The sequence below is a fragment of the Staphylococcus caeli genome (assembly GCF_051413795.1).
GTDB lineage: Bacteria > Bacillota > Bacilli > Staphylococcales > Staphylococcaceae > Staphylococcus > Staphylococcus caeli_A.
Genome location: NZ_JBOIRQ010000002.1, coordinates 87,137 through 103,781 on the forward strand (window position 1 = coordinate 87,137; position 16,645 = coordinate 103,781).

Below are 16,645 nucleotides of genomic sequence, written 5' to 3' on the forward strand. Positions count from 1 at the left end.
TAACGTATCTATATTAGCATAATTAATGAGAATATGTATATATGCTTGAAAGGTAAATGGAAGTGATGTATGATAATGAATACGAACAAACGTTCCGTATTTAGGTTGGACGATTTTTTGTTTTTATATTGATTTGATATATCTTGTGAGTGTTTTTAATTGTAAACAATACAGATGATGATCTGGAGCTAACTATAGTAATAGCAAGGCTTACAAAAATTTGGGAAAAAGCAAGTAATATTATCTTGAAAATGCTAAAAAAATTTTTGAAATTAAAAAATAGCAAGCTAACGTTGAATTGGTGCCATTTCTGTTCGTTAGTCAATATTTTGTCATAAACAAAGCCCTTTTAATAAGCTTGTGACTTATGTATAATGAAACACAGAATATAGTATTGATGACCAGGACGAAACACAATATATTGTGTTTTTGTGCGTGGTCAATTTATTTATAATAAATCAAAATTTAAGTAAAATGACACTTTTTTGGACGTGTAAACATGACAAATCAAGCATTAATACTTAATAATTGAGTTTTTACATAACTGTATATTATTAATAGAAAGTACTATATATAGTGGTAATCTCAATAAGTTGATACTACTTATTATTCTTAAAAACAAATAAAAGAAGTTCTATTTAATGACTATGATTTATCATTAATAAAATAATAGTTTAGAAAGAAGGTGGTCCAATGAAGGTTGTTTATTATTCATTTTCTGGCAATGTGCGTAGATTTATTAACAAGATAGAACTCGCTGATGTTATGGAAATTACGCAAAATAATTGTGCTGAGAAAATTGATGTGCCGTTCATCTTGGTCACTGGAACAATAGGATTTGGAGAAGTACCTCAACCAGTACAGTCATTTTTAGATGTAAATCATGATTTATTAAGAGGCGTTGCAGCTAGCGGAAACCGCAATTGGGGACAAAACTTTGCGAAAGCTGGACGATCAATTTCAGAGAAATATCAAGTTCCACTTCTAATGAAATTCGAAGTACAAGGAACACAGAGTGATATAAGTGAATTCAAAGATAAGGTGGGGCAGTTAAATGAAGATTATGGACGAGAAGAAATACAATCATATTGAATTAAATAATGAAGTAACTAAGCGTAAAGACAATGGCTTTTTCAATTTGGAAAAAGATCAAGAGGCACTTGAGGTGTATTTGGAAGAAATTCAAGATAAAACAATTTACTTTGATACAGAACTAGAACGTCTGCACTATCTCGTTGATAATGACTTCTATTTTAATGTATTTGAAAAATATTCAGAAGCTGATTTACAAGAAATTACAGATTATGCTCAAAGTATTCCATTTAACTTTGCGAGTTATATGTCAGCAAGTAAATTTTTCAAAGACTATGCCTTAAAAACAAATGATAAAAGTCAATATCTAGAAGATTACAAGCAACACGTTGCAATTGTATCGCTATATTTAGCAAATGGTCACAAAGCGACAGCAAAACAATTTATTTCTGCCATGATTGAGCAGCGCTATCAACCTGCAACACCAACATTCTTGAATGCTGGTCGTGCGCGTCGTGGAGAACTTGTGTCTTGTTTCTTACTAGAAGTAGATGATAGTTTAAATTCAATTAACTTTATCGATTCCACAGCGAAACAATTAAGTAAAATTGGTGGCGGAGTTGCAATCAATTTATCAAAATTACGTGCGCGCGGAGAAGCAATTAAAGGTATCAAAGGTGTAGCTAAAGGTGTGCTACCAGTTGCAAAATCACTTGAAGGTGGATTTAGTTATGCAGACCAACTTGGGCAACGTCCTGGTGCAGGCGCAGTCTATTTAAATATCTTCCACTATGATGTTGAAGAATTTTTAGATACTAAAAAAGTAAATGCTGATGAAGATTTACGTTTATCTACGATTTCAACTGGATTAATTGTACCTTCAAAATTCTTTGAATTAGCAAAAGAAGGTAAAGACTTTCACATGTTCGCGCCTCATACGATATATAAAGAATATGGCGTAACTTTAGATGATATCAATTTAGACGAATATTACGATGCGCTTGTGGCGAATCCGAATATCGATAAAAAGAAAAAAGACGCACGTGAAATGTTAAATATGATTGCACAGACTCAATTACAGTCTGGTTACCCTTATTTAATGTTTAAAGATAATGCGAATAAAGTACATGCCAATTCTAATATTGGTCAAATTAAGATGAGTAACTTATGTACTGAAATCTTCCAATTACAAGAAACGTCTATCATAAATGACTATGGCACAGAAGATGAAATTAAACGTGATATTTCATGTAATTTAGGTTCATTAAATATCGTTAATGTTATGGAATCTGGTAAATTCCGCGATTCAGTACACACAGGTATGGATGCATTAACAGTTGTCAGTGACGAAGCTGACATTCAAAATGCACCAGGTGTTAGAAAAGCAAACAGAGAACTACATTCTGTAGGTTTAGGTGTCATGAATTTACATGGTTATTTAGCGAAGAATAAAATTGGTTATGAATCTGAAGAGGCAAAAGACTTTGCGAATATCTTCTTTATGATGATGAACTACTATTCAATCGAACGTTCAATGGAAATTGCGAAAGAAAGACAAGAAACGTATGCAGATTTTGAACAATCAGATTATGCAAACGGTAAGTATTTTGATTTTTACACATCTCAAACATTTGAACCAAAATTCGCTAAAGTACGTCAATTATTTGAAGGTTTAGAACTTCCAACACCAGAAGATTGGAAAGCTCTTCAACAAGAGGTAGAAAAACATGGTTTATTCCATGCATATCGTTTAGCAATTGCGCCAACACAGAGTATTTCTTATGTACAAAATGCAACAAGTTCTGTTATGCCAATTGTTGATCAGATTGAGCGTCGTACCTATGGTAATGCAGAAACATTCTATCCAATGCCATTTTTATCACCTGAAACAATGTGGTATTACAAATCTGCATTTAATACAGATCAAATGAAACTGATTGATTTAATTTCAACAATTCAAACACATGTTGACCAAGGTATCTCTACAATTCTTTATGTTAATTCTGAAATATCTACACGTGAGCTATCAAGATTATATGTATATGCACACTATAAAGGATTAAAATCTTTATATTACACAAGAAATAAATTGTTAAGTGTTGAAGAATGTACAAGTTGTTCTATATAAATATTGAAATTGTTATTCAAGCATAATGAACAGTGATTTGTAGTTGAGGTTGAGACATTAGGCAGGTCTTAACCTCTATAAATCGGTTGAACGGGCTTAGACGATGCGACAGATTAAAAAAGCATTGTCAAAGCGTCTTTCATGCGCGTGAATTAAATCACTGGTTAAATAAATATTTACTGGATAGGGGAAATTAACTAAATGAAAGCAGTCAATTGGAATACGCAAGAAGACATGACAAATATGTTTTGGCGACAAAATATTTCACAAATGTGGGTAGAAACTGAGTTTAAAGTATCTAAAGATATTGCAAGTTGGAAAACATTAACTGATCCAGAAAAAGAAGCATTTAAAAAAGCTTTAGCAGGTTTAACAGGACTTGATACACATCAAGCAGACGATGGTATGCCATTAATCATGTTACATACAACGGATTTACGAAAAAAAGCCGTATATTCGTTTATGGCAATGATGGAACAAATCCATGCTAAAAGCTATTCACATATCTTTACAACGTTACTACCTTCCAGTGAAACAAACTATTTATTAGATAAATGGGTTATTGAAGAGCCACATTTAAAATATAAATCTGACAAGATTATTGAGAATTATCATAAGTTATGGGGCAAAGAAGCGTCGATTTATGATCAATATATAGCACGTGTATCAAGTGTGTTTTTAGAAACATTCTTATTCTACTCAGGCTTTTATTATCCATTATATTTAGCAGGACAGGGTAAAATGACAACTTCTGGTGAGATTATTCGTAAAATTTTATTAGATGAATCTATCCACGGTGTATTTACAGGTATGGATGCACAAAGTTTACGTAATGAACTTTCAGAAAATGAAAAACAACAAGCCGATCAAGAAATGTATAAATTATTAGAAGATTTATATAAAAATGAAGTAGCATACACGCACTCACTTTATGATGATATCGGTTTATCAGAAGATGTATTAAACTATGTTAGATATAATGGAAACAAAGCATTGTCCAATCTAGGATTTGATCCGTACTTTGAAGAACGTGAATTTAATCCAATTATTGAAAATGCTTTAGATACAACTACAAAAAATCATGATTTCTTCTCGGTTAAAGGAGATGGCTATACTTTAGCATTAAATGTTGAGGCACTCACAGATGAAGATTTCATTTTTGATAAGTAACTAAAGATAATATTAAGAGGTTAGCAGCGTAGTGTCTGCTAACCTCTATTTTTATGTTTATTATAAAAATATTGAATTTATTATTAGAAATATATCTAATGCAATTAAATGTTTTTATTTAAATCACTGAAACCTATTGAATTTACAGATGAAAATAGGTAAAATTTTTATGTAGGTAATGATAATGGTTATCATTACCATTTAGGATTTAGAGCGAATTCATTCAGACATGAAAGGGATAGAGCATTATGAAATTTTTATTAAATGGTACAGTCTTAGCTATTATTTTATTGTTACTAACTATCCTTTCGTTATTTATAGGTTTAAGTAAAGTATCTATTACTGATATTTTTCATTTAACTGAAAGTCAAATGAATATTATTGTATCAAGCCGTATTCCTAGGACAGTCAGCATTTTGATTTCGGGTAGTACATTGGCACTTGCAGGTTTAATCATGCAACAAATGATGCAGAATAAATTTGTAAGTCCAACAACTGCGGGTACGATGGAATGGTCAAAATTAGGCATATTAATATCTATGATTTGTTTTCCGCAAGAAAATATCATTATCAAATTAATTTTTGCGGTGGTTCTCAGTGTTGCAGGGACATTTTTATTTGTGAAACTAGTACAATATATTCGTTTTACAGATGTCATTTTCATTCCACTCTTAGGTATTATGTTGGGTGGCATTGTATCCAGTTTTGCAACCTTTATTGCGTTAAGAACGAATACTGTGCAAAGCATTGGTAACTGGTTAAATGGAAATTTCGCAATTATTACGAGTGGCAGATATGAGATTTTATACTTAAGTATTCCGTTGTTAATTCTTACATATATTTTTGCCAATCATTTTACTATAGCTGGAATGGGCAAAGACTTTAGTACAAATTTAGGTCTTAATTATCAAAAAATCATCAACATTGGTTTGTTTATTACTGCAACTATCACAGCGCTTGTTGTTGTAACTGTAGGCACATTGCCTTTCTTAGGCCTAATTGTTCCTAACATAGTCTCAATTTTCAGAGGAGATCATCTAAAAAATGCCTTGCCACACACGGCAATGCTTGGTGCAGTTTTTGTCATGTTTTCCGATATTATTGGAAGAATTGTTGTTTACCCTTATGAAATTAATATCGGTTTAACGATTGGAGTCTTTGGCACTATTATTTTTCTAATATTGCTAATGAAAGGAAGACATAACTATGCAGATGAGCGCTAAATCAAAATTGTGGATATTATGCGGAATAACATTGTTAGTTGCAGCTTTATATCTTTTCATCGGCATTGATTTTGAGATTTTTGAATATCAATTTATGAGCCGATTTAGGAAGCTTATCCTCATGTTATTAGTAGGTGGTGCAATTGCAGCCTCTGTAGTCATTTTCCAAGCAATTACTACAAATCGATTGCTGACACCGTCTATTATGGGACTAGATGCTGTTTATATGTTTGTCAAAGTCTTAATCGTATTTGTGTTTGGTGTACAGTCGGTGTTTGTGACTAACTTATATATAAGTTTCGCTATATCAGTAATTGTTATGATTGCATTCTCACTTTTATTATTCCAAGGCATTTTTAAAATTGGAAATGTATCAGTATATTTCATTTTATTAATTGGTATTATACTAGGCACTTTCTTTAAAAGTATTACAGGATTTTTGGAATTAATTATTAATCCTGAAGATTTTCTAGCAGTTCAAAGTGCAATGTTTGCAAACTTTGATGCTTCAAACAGTAAGCTTGTGGTGTTGTGTGGTATCATTTTGATTGTTTTAATATTAATCACCATATATGCGATACCATATTTAGATGTCTTACTTTTAGGTCGAGACCAGGCTATCAATCTGGGCATATCCTATCAAACATTGACGCGCTTATTACTTATATTAGTCTCGATACTAGTGTCAATTTCTACAGCACTTGTAGGTCCAATTACCTTTTTAGGGTTATTGACAGTAAATTTGGCACATGAATTAATGAAGACCTATCAACATAAATACATTTTACCTGCAACGATATGTATTAGCTGGTTGAGTTTATTTTTAGCACAAGCCATCGTTGAGAATTTCTTTGAAGCGACAACTCAAGTGAGCATTATTATCGATTTGGTAGGGGGCAGCTACTTCATTTATTTATTAATTAAAAGGAGACATGCGCAGTGATTCGAATTCAAGGACTTAAAAAATCAATTCAAAATAAAGTGATATTGCAAGATATAGATGTAGAAATTAGTAAAGGTCGACTTACTTCTATGATTGGCCCTAATGGCGCTGGTAAAAGTACGCTCTTATCTGCGGTGACAAGATTAATTGATTTTGAGGAAGGTTCTATTGAGATAGAAGGCAAAGCAATTACAGATTATAAAAGTGATGAATTAGCAAAAAAATTGTCCATATTAAAGCAATCTAACCATACAGATTTAAATATCACAGTTGAACAATTGGTTAGGTTTGGTCGCTTTCCACATTCAAAAGGACGTTTAAAGCCAGAAGATTATAAGCAAATCGATTACGCACTAGAATTATTACATCTTACAGATATAAAGGATAGAAATATAAAAACACTATCAGGCGGGCAACGTCAACGTGCATATGTAGCTATGACGATTGCTCAAAATACAGACTATATTCTCCTTGATGAACCATTAAATAATCTTGATATGAAACATTCTGTGCAGATCATGCAAACGTTACGACGCTTGGCGAGACAGTTAAATAAAACGATAGTTATTGTTATTCATGATATAAATTTTGCATCTTGTTATTCCGATGACATTATTGCTCTGAAACATGGCCGCTTAGTAAAGGCAGGAACAAAAGATGAAGTCATACAAACAGATGTATTAAATCAGCTATATGATATGAATATCAGCATTGAAGAGATTCGAGGACAACGCATATGTGTTTATTATGATGAAGCAATGGTAGATCAGACTTTGGATTCAGTGCATAGTCACTAACAAGCAAAACTTTGAAGGGAGTGATGCAACTGTAACGTGGTTTAACTTTTAGGGACATAAAAGGTACACATCATTAGAAATCTTGGAGGCGTAAAGTACATGAAAAAATTAAGTTTATTATTTTTAGTCGGATTAATGTTTTTATTAGTAGCATGTAGTAACGGTGGCTCAGAAGAAAAGAAAAATTCTGATAAAAAAGAGTCTAATAAAACTGTAAAAATTGAAAACAATTATAAAGCTAGTGGGGAGAAACGTGATGGCAGTGATGCTAAAACTGTAAAAGAAACAGTGGAAGTGCCTACAAACCCTGAAAAAGCAGTTGTTTTTGATTATGGTACTTTAGATACGATGAAAGAACTTGGTTTAGAAGATAAAGTTAAAGCTGTTCCGAAAGGCGAAGGTAATCGCTCATTGCCAGATTTCTTGGGTGATTTTAAAGATGAAAAATATTTGAATACTGGTAGCCTTAAAGAAGTTAATTTCGATAAAGTTGCAGAAGCTAAGCCAGATGTGATTTACATTTCTGGGCGTACAGCAAATCAGAAGAACTTAGATGAATTTAAAAAAGCGGCACCTGACGCTAAAGTCGTTTATGTTGGTGTTGACAATAAAGATGAATTAAATTCAATGAAGAAAAATGCAGAAACTTTAGGTAAAATTTACCAAAAAGAAGATGAAGCAAAAGATTTAAACAAAAAATTAGAAGATAAAGTAGCAAGTATTAAAGATAAAACAAAAGACCTAAAAGATAAAAAAGCATCATTCTTACTTGTAAATGAAGGAGAATTATCAACATTTGGTGCGGGTGAACGATTTGGTTCTATGATTTTTAATACAATGGGCTTTACACCTGCAGATGATAATATTAAAGATAGTAAACACGGACAAAATGTTACAAATGAATACATCGCTGAAAAGAACCCAAGTATTATCTTTGCAATGGACAGAGGCCAAGCAGTTAGTGGTAACGCTACAGCTAAAAAAGCCTTAAACAATGATGTTGTTAAAAATGTAGATGCTATTAAAGACAACAAAGTATATGAATTAGATCCAAAACTTTGGTATTTCGCAAGTGGCTCTACAAGTACTGCAATTAAACAAATTGAAGAAGTTGAGAAAGCACTCGAAAAATAATTCACGGTAACAGATGTGGGGGCATGGCCGTTAATTTAATAATTATGAAATGCTAAGAAGCGACAAGTTGAAATCAAAACGTATGTTATTGATTTTAGTGTCGCTTCTTTTTATTTAAAATAGGGTGTGTATAATTTGTGAAGTGAGAAAGAAGTGTTTTGAAAATTGTGGAATCAATGAAACAGAAAAGTATAAATATAAAAACGACCATTGTATAATTAAAAAAATAGTAATTGTAGGAGGATCAAGAAATATGATCTTAGATAATGTTAATCCAAATGATTTATTCCCAACTGAGAAAAAGGGGCCAAGTGTCCTAGGAACGATAGAGTATGCTATTCAAGGATCAACAGAATTTGAAGGGGCATTTATTGCTACAAATGAGAGAATTATAATGAATGTTGATATGAATGGTGAATTCTATTATAGAAGTATTGCTTATAACGAAGTTGAAAAAATTGAATATGATGGTGAAAACATTCACTTCACATTTAATATTGGGCCAATGCCTATGAAACAGATTCAAAAAGGTGACGTAGAAGCTTTTGTACAATACGTTAGTGATAAAATAGACCAATAATAGTGTTGTGACATATTAAAAGAGTTATCTGCAGTTGTAATAGCAGATAACTCTTTTTTGATTTGTTTAGCCGTTATTTTAAATTTCAAAATATAAATGATAGTGATATTTACAACGATTATTAAAATGTGCGTCACAACTCGGACAGGCCTCAATCATCATATAGTCATTAATAGTCATTTCATGATGACAAACACCACATAAAATGGCTTTTTTATCAAATTCGTCAGCATGCCATCTTTGTATTGAATGAGCCTCGTGTTCATTATGACATTTATAACAAGGATAGTATTTATTACAACATTTAAACTTAATTGCGATAATATCCAAAGGCGTTTGATAATGTATACAACGTGTTTCATTATCTACTGTAGGACCATATACATTTATCATAAATAAAAACTCCTCTTAGGATGATTAATCAATGGGATGTTCTCCGATAATTCTTACTTCTGGATGTAGTTCGACATCGAATTTTTCTTTTACAGTTTTTTGAACAAAGTGAATTAAATCTTCATAGTCAGTCGCAGTGCCATGATCGACGTTAACCATAAAGCCAGCATGTTTTTTAGAAACTTCAACGCCACCAATACGATGACCTTGTAAATTTGAATCTTGTATAAGTTTTCCAGCAAAGTGACCTGGCGGACGTTGGAAAACACTGCCGCATGATGGATACTCTAACGGTTGTTTTGATTCTCTACGATGTGTTAAATCATCCATTGTTGCTTGAATTTCTTGCTGATTACCTGGTGCCAAAGTGAATGCTGCTTCTAAGACAACCAAGTTCTCTTTTTGGACGATGCTATTTCTATAGTCTAATTCAAGTTCTTTATTAGTTAATGTGACAATATCACCTTTATCGTTAACGCAGAGCGCGTAATCAATACAGTCTTTAACTTCTCCGCCATAAGCGCCCGCATTCATAAATACAGCGCCACCGATAGAACCTGGGATACCACATGCAAATTCTAAGCCTGTTAGGGCATGATCTCTTGCAGTTCGAGAAACATCAATAATTGCAGCGCCACTACCAGAAATAATTGCGTCATCTGAGACATCAATGTAATCAAGTGACAGTAAACTTATGACGATACCGCGAATACCACCTTCACGAATAATGATATTTGATCCATTACCTAAATAAGTGACTGGGATATCATTTGTGTACGCATAATGTACAATTGCTTGAACATGTTCGTTTTTAGTAGGAGATAAGTAATAATCTGCTTTTCCTCCTGTTTGCGTATATGTATAGCGCTTTAATGGTTCGTCAATTTTAATAATTTCTTTTGGAATAATTGCTTCTAAATCTTTTAAGATGTCATCTTTATGCAATTATAGAACATCCTTTCTTGTTAAATTCATTTGTTTATTATACCAATGATTCGTGTGCTTTGCTAAAAAGTATGGTAATTAATTCTAAGTATTTTAAATTTAAATATAAATTATAGCCAAAAATTTAGCATATGTGAAAATTACTCATTACTTTGATGCAATTGATGCATGGAAGATTTAAACCATTGCTGTTTTTGATTTTCGTATTCTCGTATCGTGATGTTGGTCTCAGCCAAGTCATTTTTGTGAAGTGCGAATGCTGATGCTACATCGTGATTTTGAGTAAGTAACTGATGTGAATAAAGATAGTCATTATAAAGTGATGAATCTTTTTTAATAATGTGAAGACGTGCCACCTGTTTTAAATCTATTAAATTATTAAATTGAGCCATAACGACCTTTTTTGTGTAAGGGTGATGCAAACGATAAAAACCTTCATAATTTAAGCGTTTCTCATCTAGTGACGTAATGTCATGTAAGTTGTCGACACCTACCAATATGTCTAGGATAGGTTCAGTTGGGTAATTAAAATGGGCTGTACCCCCGATATGATGCGTTGTTTTAATCGGTGTGTCGAGTAAGTTAAACAGAGTGGCTTTTAATTGTTTATATTTTTTAAAATAAAAATCATCGGTATCTGTGGAAATGAATGGTTGAATCGTTGAATACATATAAGTTGTCCACGCCTTTCAATGTTATGATGGAACTGTTAAACTGTAAATTCTGAAACAATATATCATATATTATTTTCAAGTTAAATAAGTTTCTGTATAATACTGAATGATAAGGAGTGCAGAAATGAAAAAAATACTTTGCATTATTTTATTGTTGGGCTTTGTGGTTTCGCTTAGTGCATGTGGTAATGAGGGAGCTAGTGAATTTAAAGACTTTGATAGTTCGCTTAAGAATGTTAAAAATAAAGAAAAAGAACTCAATCAGACCATGGATGATATAAAACTGAAACGTTTAGACGACTTAAGCAAAACGGATATGACAGATAAAAACAAAAAAGCTTTCAACGAATTACAAAATAAAATAAATAGTAAATTAATACCTAAACTAAAAGCATATGAAAAAGCAGCAAAAAAATTGCCAGCAACTTCAAGTGATACTAAAGAATTAAAGTCTACCTACTTAGATTCAGTGAAAGATAAGAAAGCGTCCATTCATCAATTAAAAACATTTGTTGATTTGTGTAATCAATCTATTAAAGCAAATGAAGATATTTTAGATTATACAAAACTCTTTGAGAAAAGTAGATCTCAAGTTGAAAAACATATACAAGATGCAAGCGATGCTGGTGCATCGACGGATGTTAATAATTTTAAACATAAGTTAGAAAATAATAATAAGGATTTAAAAACGACTGCAGAAAAAGATGCAGATTCAACAGATCCGGTTACAGTAAAGAAATCTATAAAAAATAAAATTATGCCGTTAATTACGAAACAAATAAAAGATTTAAACAAGACTGCTATTACTGATACATATGTCAATGACGCAAGAAAAAATGCGATTGAAATGTATTACAGTTTGCAAAATTATTATGAAACACGTGTAGAAACGATTGATATTAGTGAAGATTTATCGAAGATTGATTATGAAAAATTGCCGAAAGAAAGTAAGGATTTAGAGGGATTTGACGCTGTTTTTGATAAACATTATAACAATATAAAAGAAGACTATCACTAAAAGTTTACTTTAGTGAAGATATAAAATTTTAAATAAACGGTTAACAACAAAAAGAGTATTGTGTATAATTGGAAGCAATGATATGAGAGTATATCGTGGAGATTTCACACTTTTTGAGTCAAAATAAGTGTGTTAAATATTTTTAGAGGTGAATAGAATGGCTATAAAGCTGAGTTCGATTGACCAGTTTGAGCAAGTTATTAAAGAAAATAATTACGTGTTTGTGTTGAAACATAGTGAAACATGTCCAACGTCAGCAAACGCAATTGACCAATTCAATAAATTTTTATATGAAAGAGACATGGATGGTTATTATTTAATTGTGCAACAAGAACGTGAATTATCGAATTATATAGAAGAGAAAACACAAATTAAACATGAATCGCCACAAGCATTTTACTTTGTTAAGGGACAGGCGATTTGGAATGCAAGTCACAACGATATTAATGTATCAACTTTGGCAAATGCTGAAGAGTAAGAGACAATTAAATAGATAATGATGACGCTTGTTAACCGCTTCTCTAAAGAAAAGTGATTGACAAGCGTTTCTTATAATGTGAAAAAATGTGCGTTGGCATGTATAATAAACAGTTGAATATGTAATGTAGCGTGTGATGTTATTAGGAATATTGATAATCAATGTCATAGAGTTATTACATCAAACGCACAAAAGTTAGAAATTGAAAATGTAAAAATTTTGATAATATAAAGCAAAGAATAAATTACTTGAGGTGACAGTATGAAAGTTTTAGTGGCGATGGATGAATTTAATGGTATTATTTCTAGTTATCAAGCGAACCGATATGTAGAAGAAGCGGTTGCAAGTCAAATTGACAAAGCGGACATCGTACAAGTGCCGTTGTTCAATGGACGTCATGAGTTAATGGATTCAGTATTCTTATGGCAGTCAGGAACGAAGTATAGAGTACCTACGCACGATGCAGATATGAATGACATAGAAGCGGTATATGGCATGACAGATAGTGGCATGACTGTGATAGAAGGTAATTTATTTTTAAAAGGAAAAAAACCAATTACTGAGCGTTCAAGTTACGGCATTGGAGAATTAGTCACAGATGCACTTGAAAATAACGCTGATCATATTGTGATTTCGTTAGGTGGCATCGGTAGTTTTGATGGTGGTGCAGGTATGTTACAAGCACTAGGTGTTAAATTCTATGATGATGAAGCGCAAGAAGTAAACATGCGTCAAGGCAGTAAGATGTTGAAATATATACGCAAAATCGACACGAGTGGATTAAATCCAAAATTAGCGAATGTTCGTTTTCAATTGATGTCAGACTTTGATAGTAAGCTATATGGTAAAAATAGTGAGATAATGCAAACGTATGAAACTTACGATTTGAGTCGTGAACAAGCTGTAGAAATTGATAATTTGATTTGGTATCTTAGTGAAATATTTAAAAGTGAGTTGAAGCTTGCACTTGGACCGATTAACAGAGGCGGTGCAGGTGGCGGTATTGCAGCGGTACTTCACGCATTGTATCATGCAGAAATTATGACGAGTCATGAATTAGTTGACCAAATTACGCATTTAGATTCATTAATGGAGCAAGCGGATTTAATCATATTTGGTGAAGGTATAAACGAGGAAGATCAAATATTGGAAACGACTACGGTTCGTCTCGCTGAATTGGCAGCACAATATCATAAACCATCCATAGCAATATGTGCGACGGCAGATAAATTTGATTTATTTGAATCTATGGGTGTTACGGCGATGTTCAATACATTTATTGAAATGCCTGAAAGCTTTACTGATTTTAAAATGGGCATTCAAATCAGACACTATACTGTCCAAGCGATTAAATTATTAAAGACACAATTTAACACAAATTAAACAATTCTAGCTATTGCAATATATACATTAAAAAGCGATTTGTAGCGGATGTAAGGTATACACACATCTACAAATCGCTTTTTTAATATGAACGTCGTATTTATTAATTATTATTTTTGATAAGTCTCTACGACTTCTTTAGCAATACCAATAATCACGTGAACGGCTTTTTCCATAACGTCAATAGACGCGTACTCATATGGACCGTGGAAATTATCGCAACCTGTAAAGATATTTGGTGTTGGTAATCCCATGTAGGATAATTGAGAGCCATCAGTACCGCCACGTATTGGTGCTGTATTTGAAGGGATATCTAGTTTCTCAAATACGCGTTTTGGAATATCAATAACGTGTGGCTCTGCTGCAATTTTTTCACCCATGTTAAAGTATTGATCATTGATTTCTATTTCAATAGGCTCATCTTCGTAATGTGAATTAATGTCATTTTTGATTTCGACAAGACGTTTTTTACGCAATTCAAAATTATTTCTGTCATGATCACGGATAATATATTGTAATGTTGTCTTTTCAACATCGCCATTAATTTTCATTAAATGATAAAAGCCTTCATAACCTTCTGTTCTTTCAGGTACTTCATTTTGAGGAAGAAGTGTATTGAATTGTTGGCCTAATAACACCGCATTAATCATTGCGTCTTTTGCAGAACCTGGATGGACATTGACACCATGACAAGTCACGACTGCTTCAGCAGCATTAAAGCTTTCATATTGCAATTCACCATATTCACTACCATCCATTGTGTAAGCGAAATCTGCGTCAAAACGGTCTACATCAAAGTGATGTGGTCCTCTTCCAATCTCTTCATCAGGCGTAAAGGCAATGCGAATACGGCCATGTTTGATTTCAGGATGTTCTGTAAGATATTTTAAGGCTTCCATAATTTCAACGACACCAGCTTTGTCGTCTGCACCTAATAATGACGTGCCATCAGTAACCATTAGTGTGTGGCCTTCGACATGCTTCATCGCAGGGAATACGCCTTGATTGAGTACACGATTCGTGTTGCCAAGTTGTATCGGTGCACCATCGTAATGTTCAATAATTTGAGGATTGACGTTGGCAGCATTGAAATCTGGTGACGTATCTACATGTGCTAAAAATCCAATAGTAGGTAGATTAGCGTCTACGTTACTATCTAGTGTAGCGAATAAATAGCCTTGTTCATCTACATCTGTTTCTAGGCCTAAATCGGTTAATTCATCATTTAATAAATTTAATAAATTCCATTGTTTCTCTGTGGAAGGCGTAGTAGTAGATTCTGGGTCTGACTGTGTATCGATTGTTACATATCTTGTAAGTCTTTCGATTAAATCTTGTTTCATAAAAACACCCCTTAAGCTCTATTGTTCATATTGTAAGATTTTCTATATGTTTTGCCTTTCATTTTACCATAATGCTGCTTAATACGCGTATAGATATAATAGATAATCTCTGCACATAATATGCCAAATGCAATCGCACCTGAGATTAATGTTACCTCTAAAAATGTGTTAACAGCATGTGTATATTGATTACTTACTAAGAAACGCGTAGCTTCATAAGCTAAGCCACCAGGAACAAGTGGAATAATACCGGGCACAATAAAGATAATGACGGGGCGTTTGTACCTTCTACTCATAACGTGACTCATAATCGCTAATATAAAACTACCTAAAAATGAAGCCAATACTTTACCTAAATCAGCATCGACAGATAGTTTATAAATAATCCATCCCATTGCACCAACGAAACCACACGCTAAAAGGAGGCGACGTGGTGCATTAAATAATATCGAAAATAACATTGATGCAAAGAAACTAATCATAAATTGAAACAAGTAATATACAATGCCCATGAAAGCACTCCTTTTCTAAAAGATTAATAATACGATGGCAACGCCAGCTCCGATTGCAAATGATGTTAAAGCAGCTTCTACACCACGAGACATACCGGCAATGAGTTCACCCGCCATTAAATCACGTATGGCATTTGTAATGAGAATCCCCGGAACTAAGGGCATAACGCCAGCAATGGTTATAATATCTTGATTCTGAGCCCAACCTATCTTTGTGAAAAAGGCGGCGATTGCAATAACAACAGCTGCACTAATAAATTCTGAGAAGAACTTAATTTGAATATAACGTTGGACATAACTAAACGTTAAAAAGGCACCAGCACCAGCTAAAATAGCAAATATAAAGTCATTGATTACACCGCCAAACATGAATAGGAAAAATCCACAGGCTATGGCTGCTGCTACAAAATTAACGATAGAAGAATATTGTAGTGATGCATGATGTAAATGAATAAGTTCGGATTTTGCTTCGTCTATATCAAGTTGATTGCTTGATATTTTTCGTGAAAGGCTATTCGTCAAAGCGATTTTTTCTAAATCAGTTGTACGTTCACGAATCCTGATGAGTCGTGTGTTTGTACGATTATTAAGTGAAAAGATAATTGCAGTTGACGTTACAAAGCTATATGTATCATCTAAACCATAACTCGCTGCAATACGTGTCATTGTATCTTCTACGCGATAGGTTTCAGCACCGCTTTCCAGCAAAATTCTCCCAGCAATTAGAACGACATCTATAACCTTATCTTCGTCAATAATCGTTATCGAATCTGACATAGCTTTGAACCTCCTTTTGATTAATAGAACAATTGAAAGTTTACAGTGTCGCATGAAAACTTTCAATAGTGATGATTAGGGAAATCTGCTTTTTTAAGCATTTGAATAATAGTAG

17 protein-coding genes are annotated in these 16,645 nt (G+C 32.9%); 11 read left to right on the forward strand and 6 right to left on the reverse strand.

Going from position 1 to position 16,645, the window contains the following annotated elements:
• Positions 1-693 precede the first annotated feature (693 nt).
• From nrdI to ACSULM_RS02045, 8 genes are all read left to right on the forward strand, one after another.
• On the forward strand, positions 694-1,092 hold the full coding sequence (nrdI, locus tag ACSULM_RS02010) for a class Ib ribonucleoside-diphosphate reductase assembly flavoprotein NrdI (protein ID WP_436860109.1): 399 nt from the start codon (positions 694-696) through the stop codon (positions 1,090-1,092).
• Positions 1,055-3,160, forward strand: coding sequence for a class 1b ribonucleoside-diphosphate reductase subunit alpha (nrdE, locus tag ACSULM_RS02015; RefSeq protein ID WP_436860110.1), 2,106 nt, complete (start codon positions 1,055-1,057; stop codon positions 3,158-3,160). The genes nrdI and nrdE overlap by 38 nt, the downstream gene beginning before the upstream one ends.
• A gap of 201 nt (positions 3,161-3,361) precedes the next feature.
• Positions 3,362-4,330 (forward strand): class 1b ribonucleoside-diphosphate reductase subunit beta, encoded by a 969-nt coding sequence (nrdF, locus tag ACSULM_RS02020; RefSeq protein ID WP_436855084.1) that lies wholly within the window; start codon positions 3,362-3,364, stop codon positions 4,328-4,330.
• Positions 4,331-4,578: 248 nt separating this feature from the next.
• Positions 4,579-5,553, forward strand: a complete 975-nt coding sequence (locus ACSULM_RS02025; protein ID WP_436860111.1) for an ABC transporter permease — start codon at positions 4,579-4,581, stop codon at positions 5,551-5,553.
• Positions 5,537-6,496, forward strand: a complete 960-nt coding sequence (locus tag ACSULM_RS02030) for an iron chelate uptake ABC transporter family permease subunit (protein WP_436860112.1) — start codon at positions 5,537-5,539, stop codon at positions 6,494-6,496. Before ACSULM_RS02025 ends, ACSULM_RS02030 begins: the two co-directional genes overlap by 17 nt.
• On the forward strand, positions 6,493-7,293 hold the full coding sequence (locus ACSULM_RS02035; protein ID WP_436860113.1) for an iron ABC transporter ATP-binding protein: 801 nt from the start codon (positions 6,493-6,495) through the stop codon (positions 7,291-7,293). The genes ACSULM_RS02030 and ACSULM_RS02035 overlap by 4 nt, the downstream gene beginning before the upstream one ends.
• A gap of 99 nt (positions 7,294-7,392) precedes the next feature.
• Positions 7,393-8,427: a ferrated catecholamine ABC transporter substrate-binding lipoprotein SstD gene (locus ACSULM_RS02040; protein ID WP_436860115.1), complete on the forward strand. Its 1,035-nt coding sequence runs from the start codon at positions 7,393-7,395 to the stop codon at positions 8,425-8,427.
• 253 nt (positions 8,428-8,680) lie between these two features.
• Entirely contained in the window at positions 8,681-9,007 is a 327-nt protein-coding gene (locus ACSULM_RS02045) for a PH domain-containing protein (RefSeq protein ID WP_436855089.1), read from the forward strand.
• Between the two features lie 78 nt (positions 9,008-9,085).
• On the opposite strand, the gene ACSULM_RS02050 is transcribed toward ACSULM_RS02045, so the two are convergent.
• The 3 genes from ACSULM_RS02050 to ACSULM_RS02060 form a co-directional block, all read right to left on the reverse strand.
• Positions 9,086-9,400 carry a CHY zinc finger protein gene (locus tag ACSULM_RS02050; RefSeq protein WP_436860116.1) on the reverse strand — a complete coding sequence of 105 codons (315 nt, stop codon included), beginning with the start codon at positions 9,398-9,400 and terminating at the stop codon, positions 9,086-9,088.
• A 24-nt stretch (positions 9,401-9,424) separates the two neighbouring features.
• Entirely contained in the window at positions 9,425-10,345 is a 921-nt protein-coding gene (gene murB, locus ACSULM_RS02055; RefSeq protein WP_436860117.1) for a UDP-N-acetylmuramate dehydrogenase, read from the reverse strand.
• Positions 10,346-10,485: 140 nt separating this feature from the next.
• Positions 10,486-11,016 (reverse strand): GrpB family protein, encoded by a 531-nt coding sequence (locus ACSULM_RS02060; protein WP_436860119.1) that lies wholly within the window; start codon positions 11,014-11,016, stop codon positions 10,486-10,488.
• 127 nt (positions 11,017-11,143) lie between these two features.
• On the opposite strand from ACSULM_RS02060, the gene ACSULM_RS02065 reads away from it, so the two are divergent.
• The 3 genes from ACSULM_RS02065 to ACSULM_RS02075 all read left to right on the forward strand — a co-directional run bounded on the left by ACSULM_RS02065 (position 11,144) and on the right by ACSULM_RS02075 (position 13,898).
• Positions 11,144-12,037, forward strand: coding sequence for an EMYY motif lipoprotein (locus tag ACSULM_RS02065; protein ID WP_436860121.1), 894 nt, complete (start codon positions 11,144-11,146; stop codon positions 12,035-12,037).
• Positions 12,038-12,194: 157 nt separating this feature from the next.
• Positions 12,195-12,515, forward strand: a complete 321-nt coding sequence (gene ytxJ / locus ACSULM_RS02070; protein ID WP_436855095.1) for a bacillithiol system redox-active protein YtxJ — start codon at positions 12,195-12,197, stop codon at positions 12,513-12,515.
• Positions 12,516-12,776: 261 nt separating this feature from the next.
• Entirely contained in the window at positions 12,777-13,898 is a 1,122-nt protein-coding gene (locus ACSULM_RS02075) for a glycerate kinase (RefSeq protein ID WP_436860122.1), read from the forward strand.
• 110 nt (positions 13,899-14,008) lie between these two features.
• On the opposite strand, the gene pepT is transcribed toward ACSULM_RS02075, so the two are convergent.
• From pepT to ACSULM_RS02090, 3 genes are read right to left on the reverse strand one after another with little or no spacing between them, the layout of a single operon-like run.
• Positions 14,009-15,241, reverse strand: a complete 1,233-nt coding sequence (gene pepT, locus ACSULM_RS02080) for a peptidase T (RefSeq protein ID WP_436860123.1) — start codon at positions 15,239-15,241, stop codon at positions 14,009-14,011.
• An 11-nt stretch (positions 15,242-15,252) separates the two neighbouring features.
• Positions 15,253-15,747 carry a threonine/serine exporter family protein gene (locus tag ACSULM_RS02085; protein ID WP_436860269.1) on the reverse strand — a complete coding sequence of 165 codons (495 nt, stop codon included), beginning with the start codon at positions 15,745-15,747 and terminating at the stop codon, positions 15,253-15,255.
• A 21-nt stretch (positions 15,748-15,768) separates the two neighbouring features.
• Positions 15,769-16,530 carry a threonine/serine exporter family protein gene (locus ACSULM_RS02090; RefSeq protein ID WP_436855101.1) on the reverse strand — a complete coding sequence of 254 codons (762 nt, stop codon included), beginning with the start codon at positions 16,528-16,530 and terminating at the stop codon, positions 15,769-15,771.
• Between the last annotated feature and the right edge of the window lie 115 nt (positions 16,531-16,645).

What these genes read in the sequence shown, in the direction of transcription:
- nrdI (WP_436860109.1), top strand. Translation starts at nt 694, where the DNA reads ATGAAGGTTGTTTATTATTCATTTTCTGGCAATGTGCGTAGATTTATT.
- nrdE (WP_436860110.1), top strand. Translation starts at nt 1,055, where the DNA reads ATGAAGATTATGGACGAGAAGAAATACAATCATATTGAATTAAATAAT.
- nrdF (WP_436855084.1), top strand. Translation starts at nt 3,362, where the DNA reads ATGAAAGCAGTCAATTGGAATACGCAAGAAGACATGACAAATATGTTT.
- ACSULM_RS02025 (WP_436860111.1), top strand. Translation starts at nt 4,579, where the DNA reads ATGAAATTTTTATTAAATGGTACAGTCTTAGCTATTATTTTATTGTTA.
- ACSULM_RS02030 (WP_436860112.1), top strand. Translation starts at nt 5,537, where the DNA reads ATGCAGATGAGCGCTAAATCAAAATTGTGGATATTATGCGGAATAACA.
- ACSULM_RS02040 (WP_436860115.1), top strand. Translation starts at nt 7,393, where the DNA reads ATGAAAAAATTAAGTTTATTATTTTTAGTCGGATTAATGTTTTTATTA.
- ACSULM_RS02045 (WP_436855089.1), top strand. Translation starts at nt 8,681, where the DNA reads ATGATCTTAGATAATGTTAATCCAAATGATTTATTCCCAACTGAGAAA.
- ACSULM_RS02050 (WP_436860116.1), bottom strand. Translation starts at nt 9,400, where the DNA reads ATGATAAATGTATATGGTCCTACAGTAGATAATGAAACACGTTGTATA.
- ACSULM_RS02060 (WP_436860119.1), bottom strand. Translation starts at nt 11,016, where the DNA reads ATGTATTCAACGATTCAACCATTCATTTCCACAGATACCGATGATTTT.
- ACSULM_RS02065 (WP_436860121.1), top strand. Translation starts at nt 11,144, where the DNA reads ATGAAAAAAATACTTTGCATTATTTTATTGTTGGGCTTTGTGGTTTCG.
- ytxJ (WP_436855095.1), top strand. Translation starts at nt 12,195, where the DNA reads ATGGCTATAAAGCTGAGTTCGATTGACCAGTTTGAGCAAGTTATTAAA.
- ACSULM_RS02075 (WP_436860122.1), top strand. Translation starts at nt 12,777, where the DNA reads ATGAAAGTTTTAGTGGCGATGGATGAATTTAATGGTATTATTTCTAGT.
- pepT (WP_436860123.1), bottom strand. Translation starts at nt 15,241, where the DNA reads ATGAAACAAGATTTAATCGAAAGACTTACAAGATATGTAACAATCGAT.
- ACSULM_RS02090 (WP_436855101.1), bottom strand. Translation starts at nt 16,530, where the DNA reads ATGTCAGATTCGATAACGATTATTGACGAAGATAAGGTTATAGATGTC.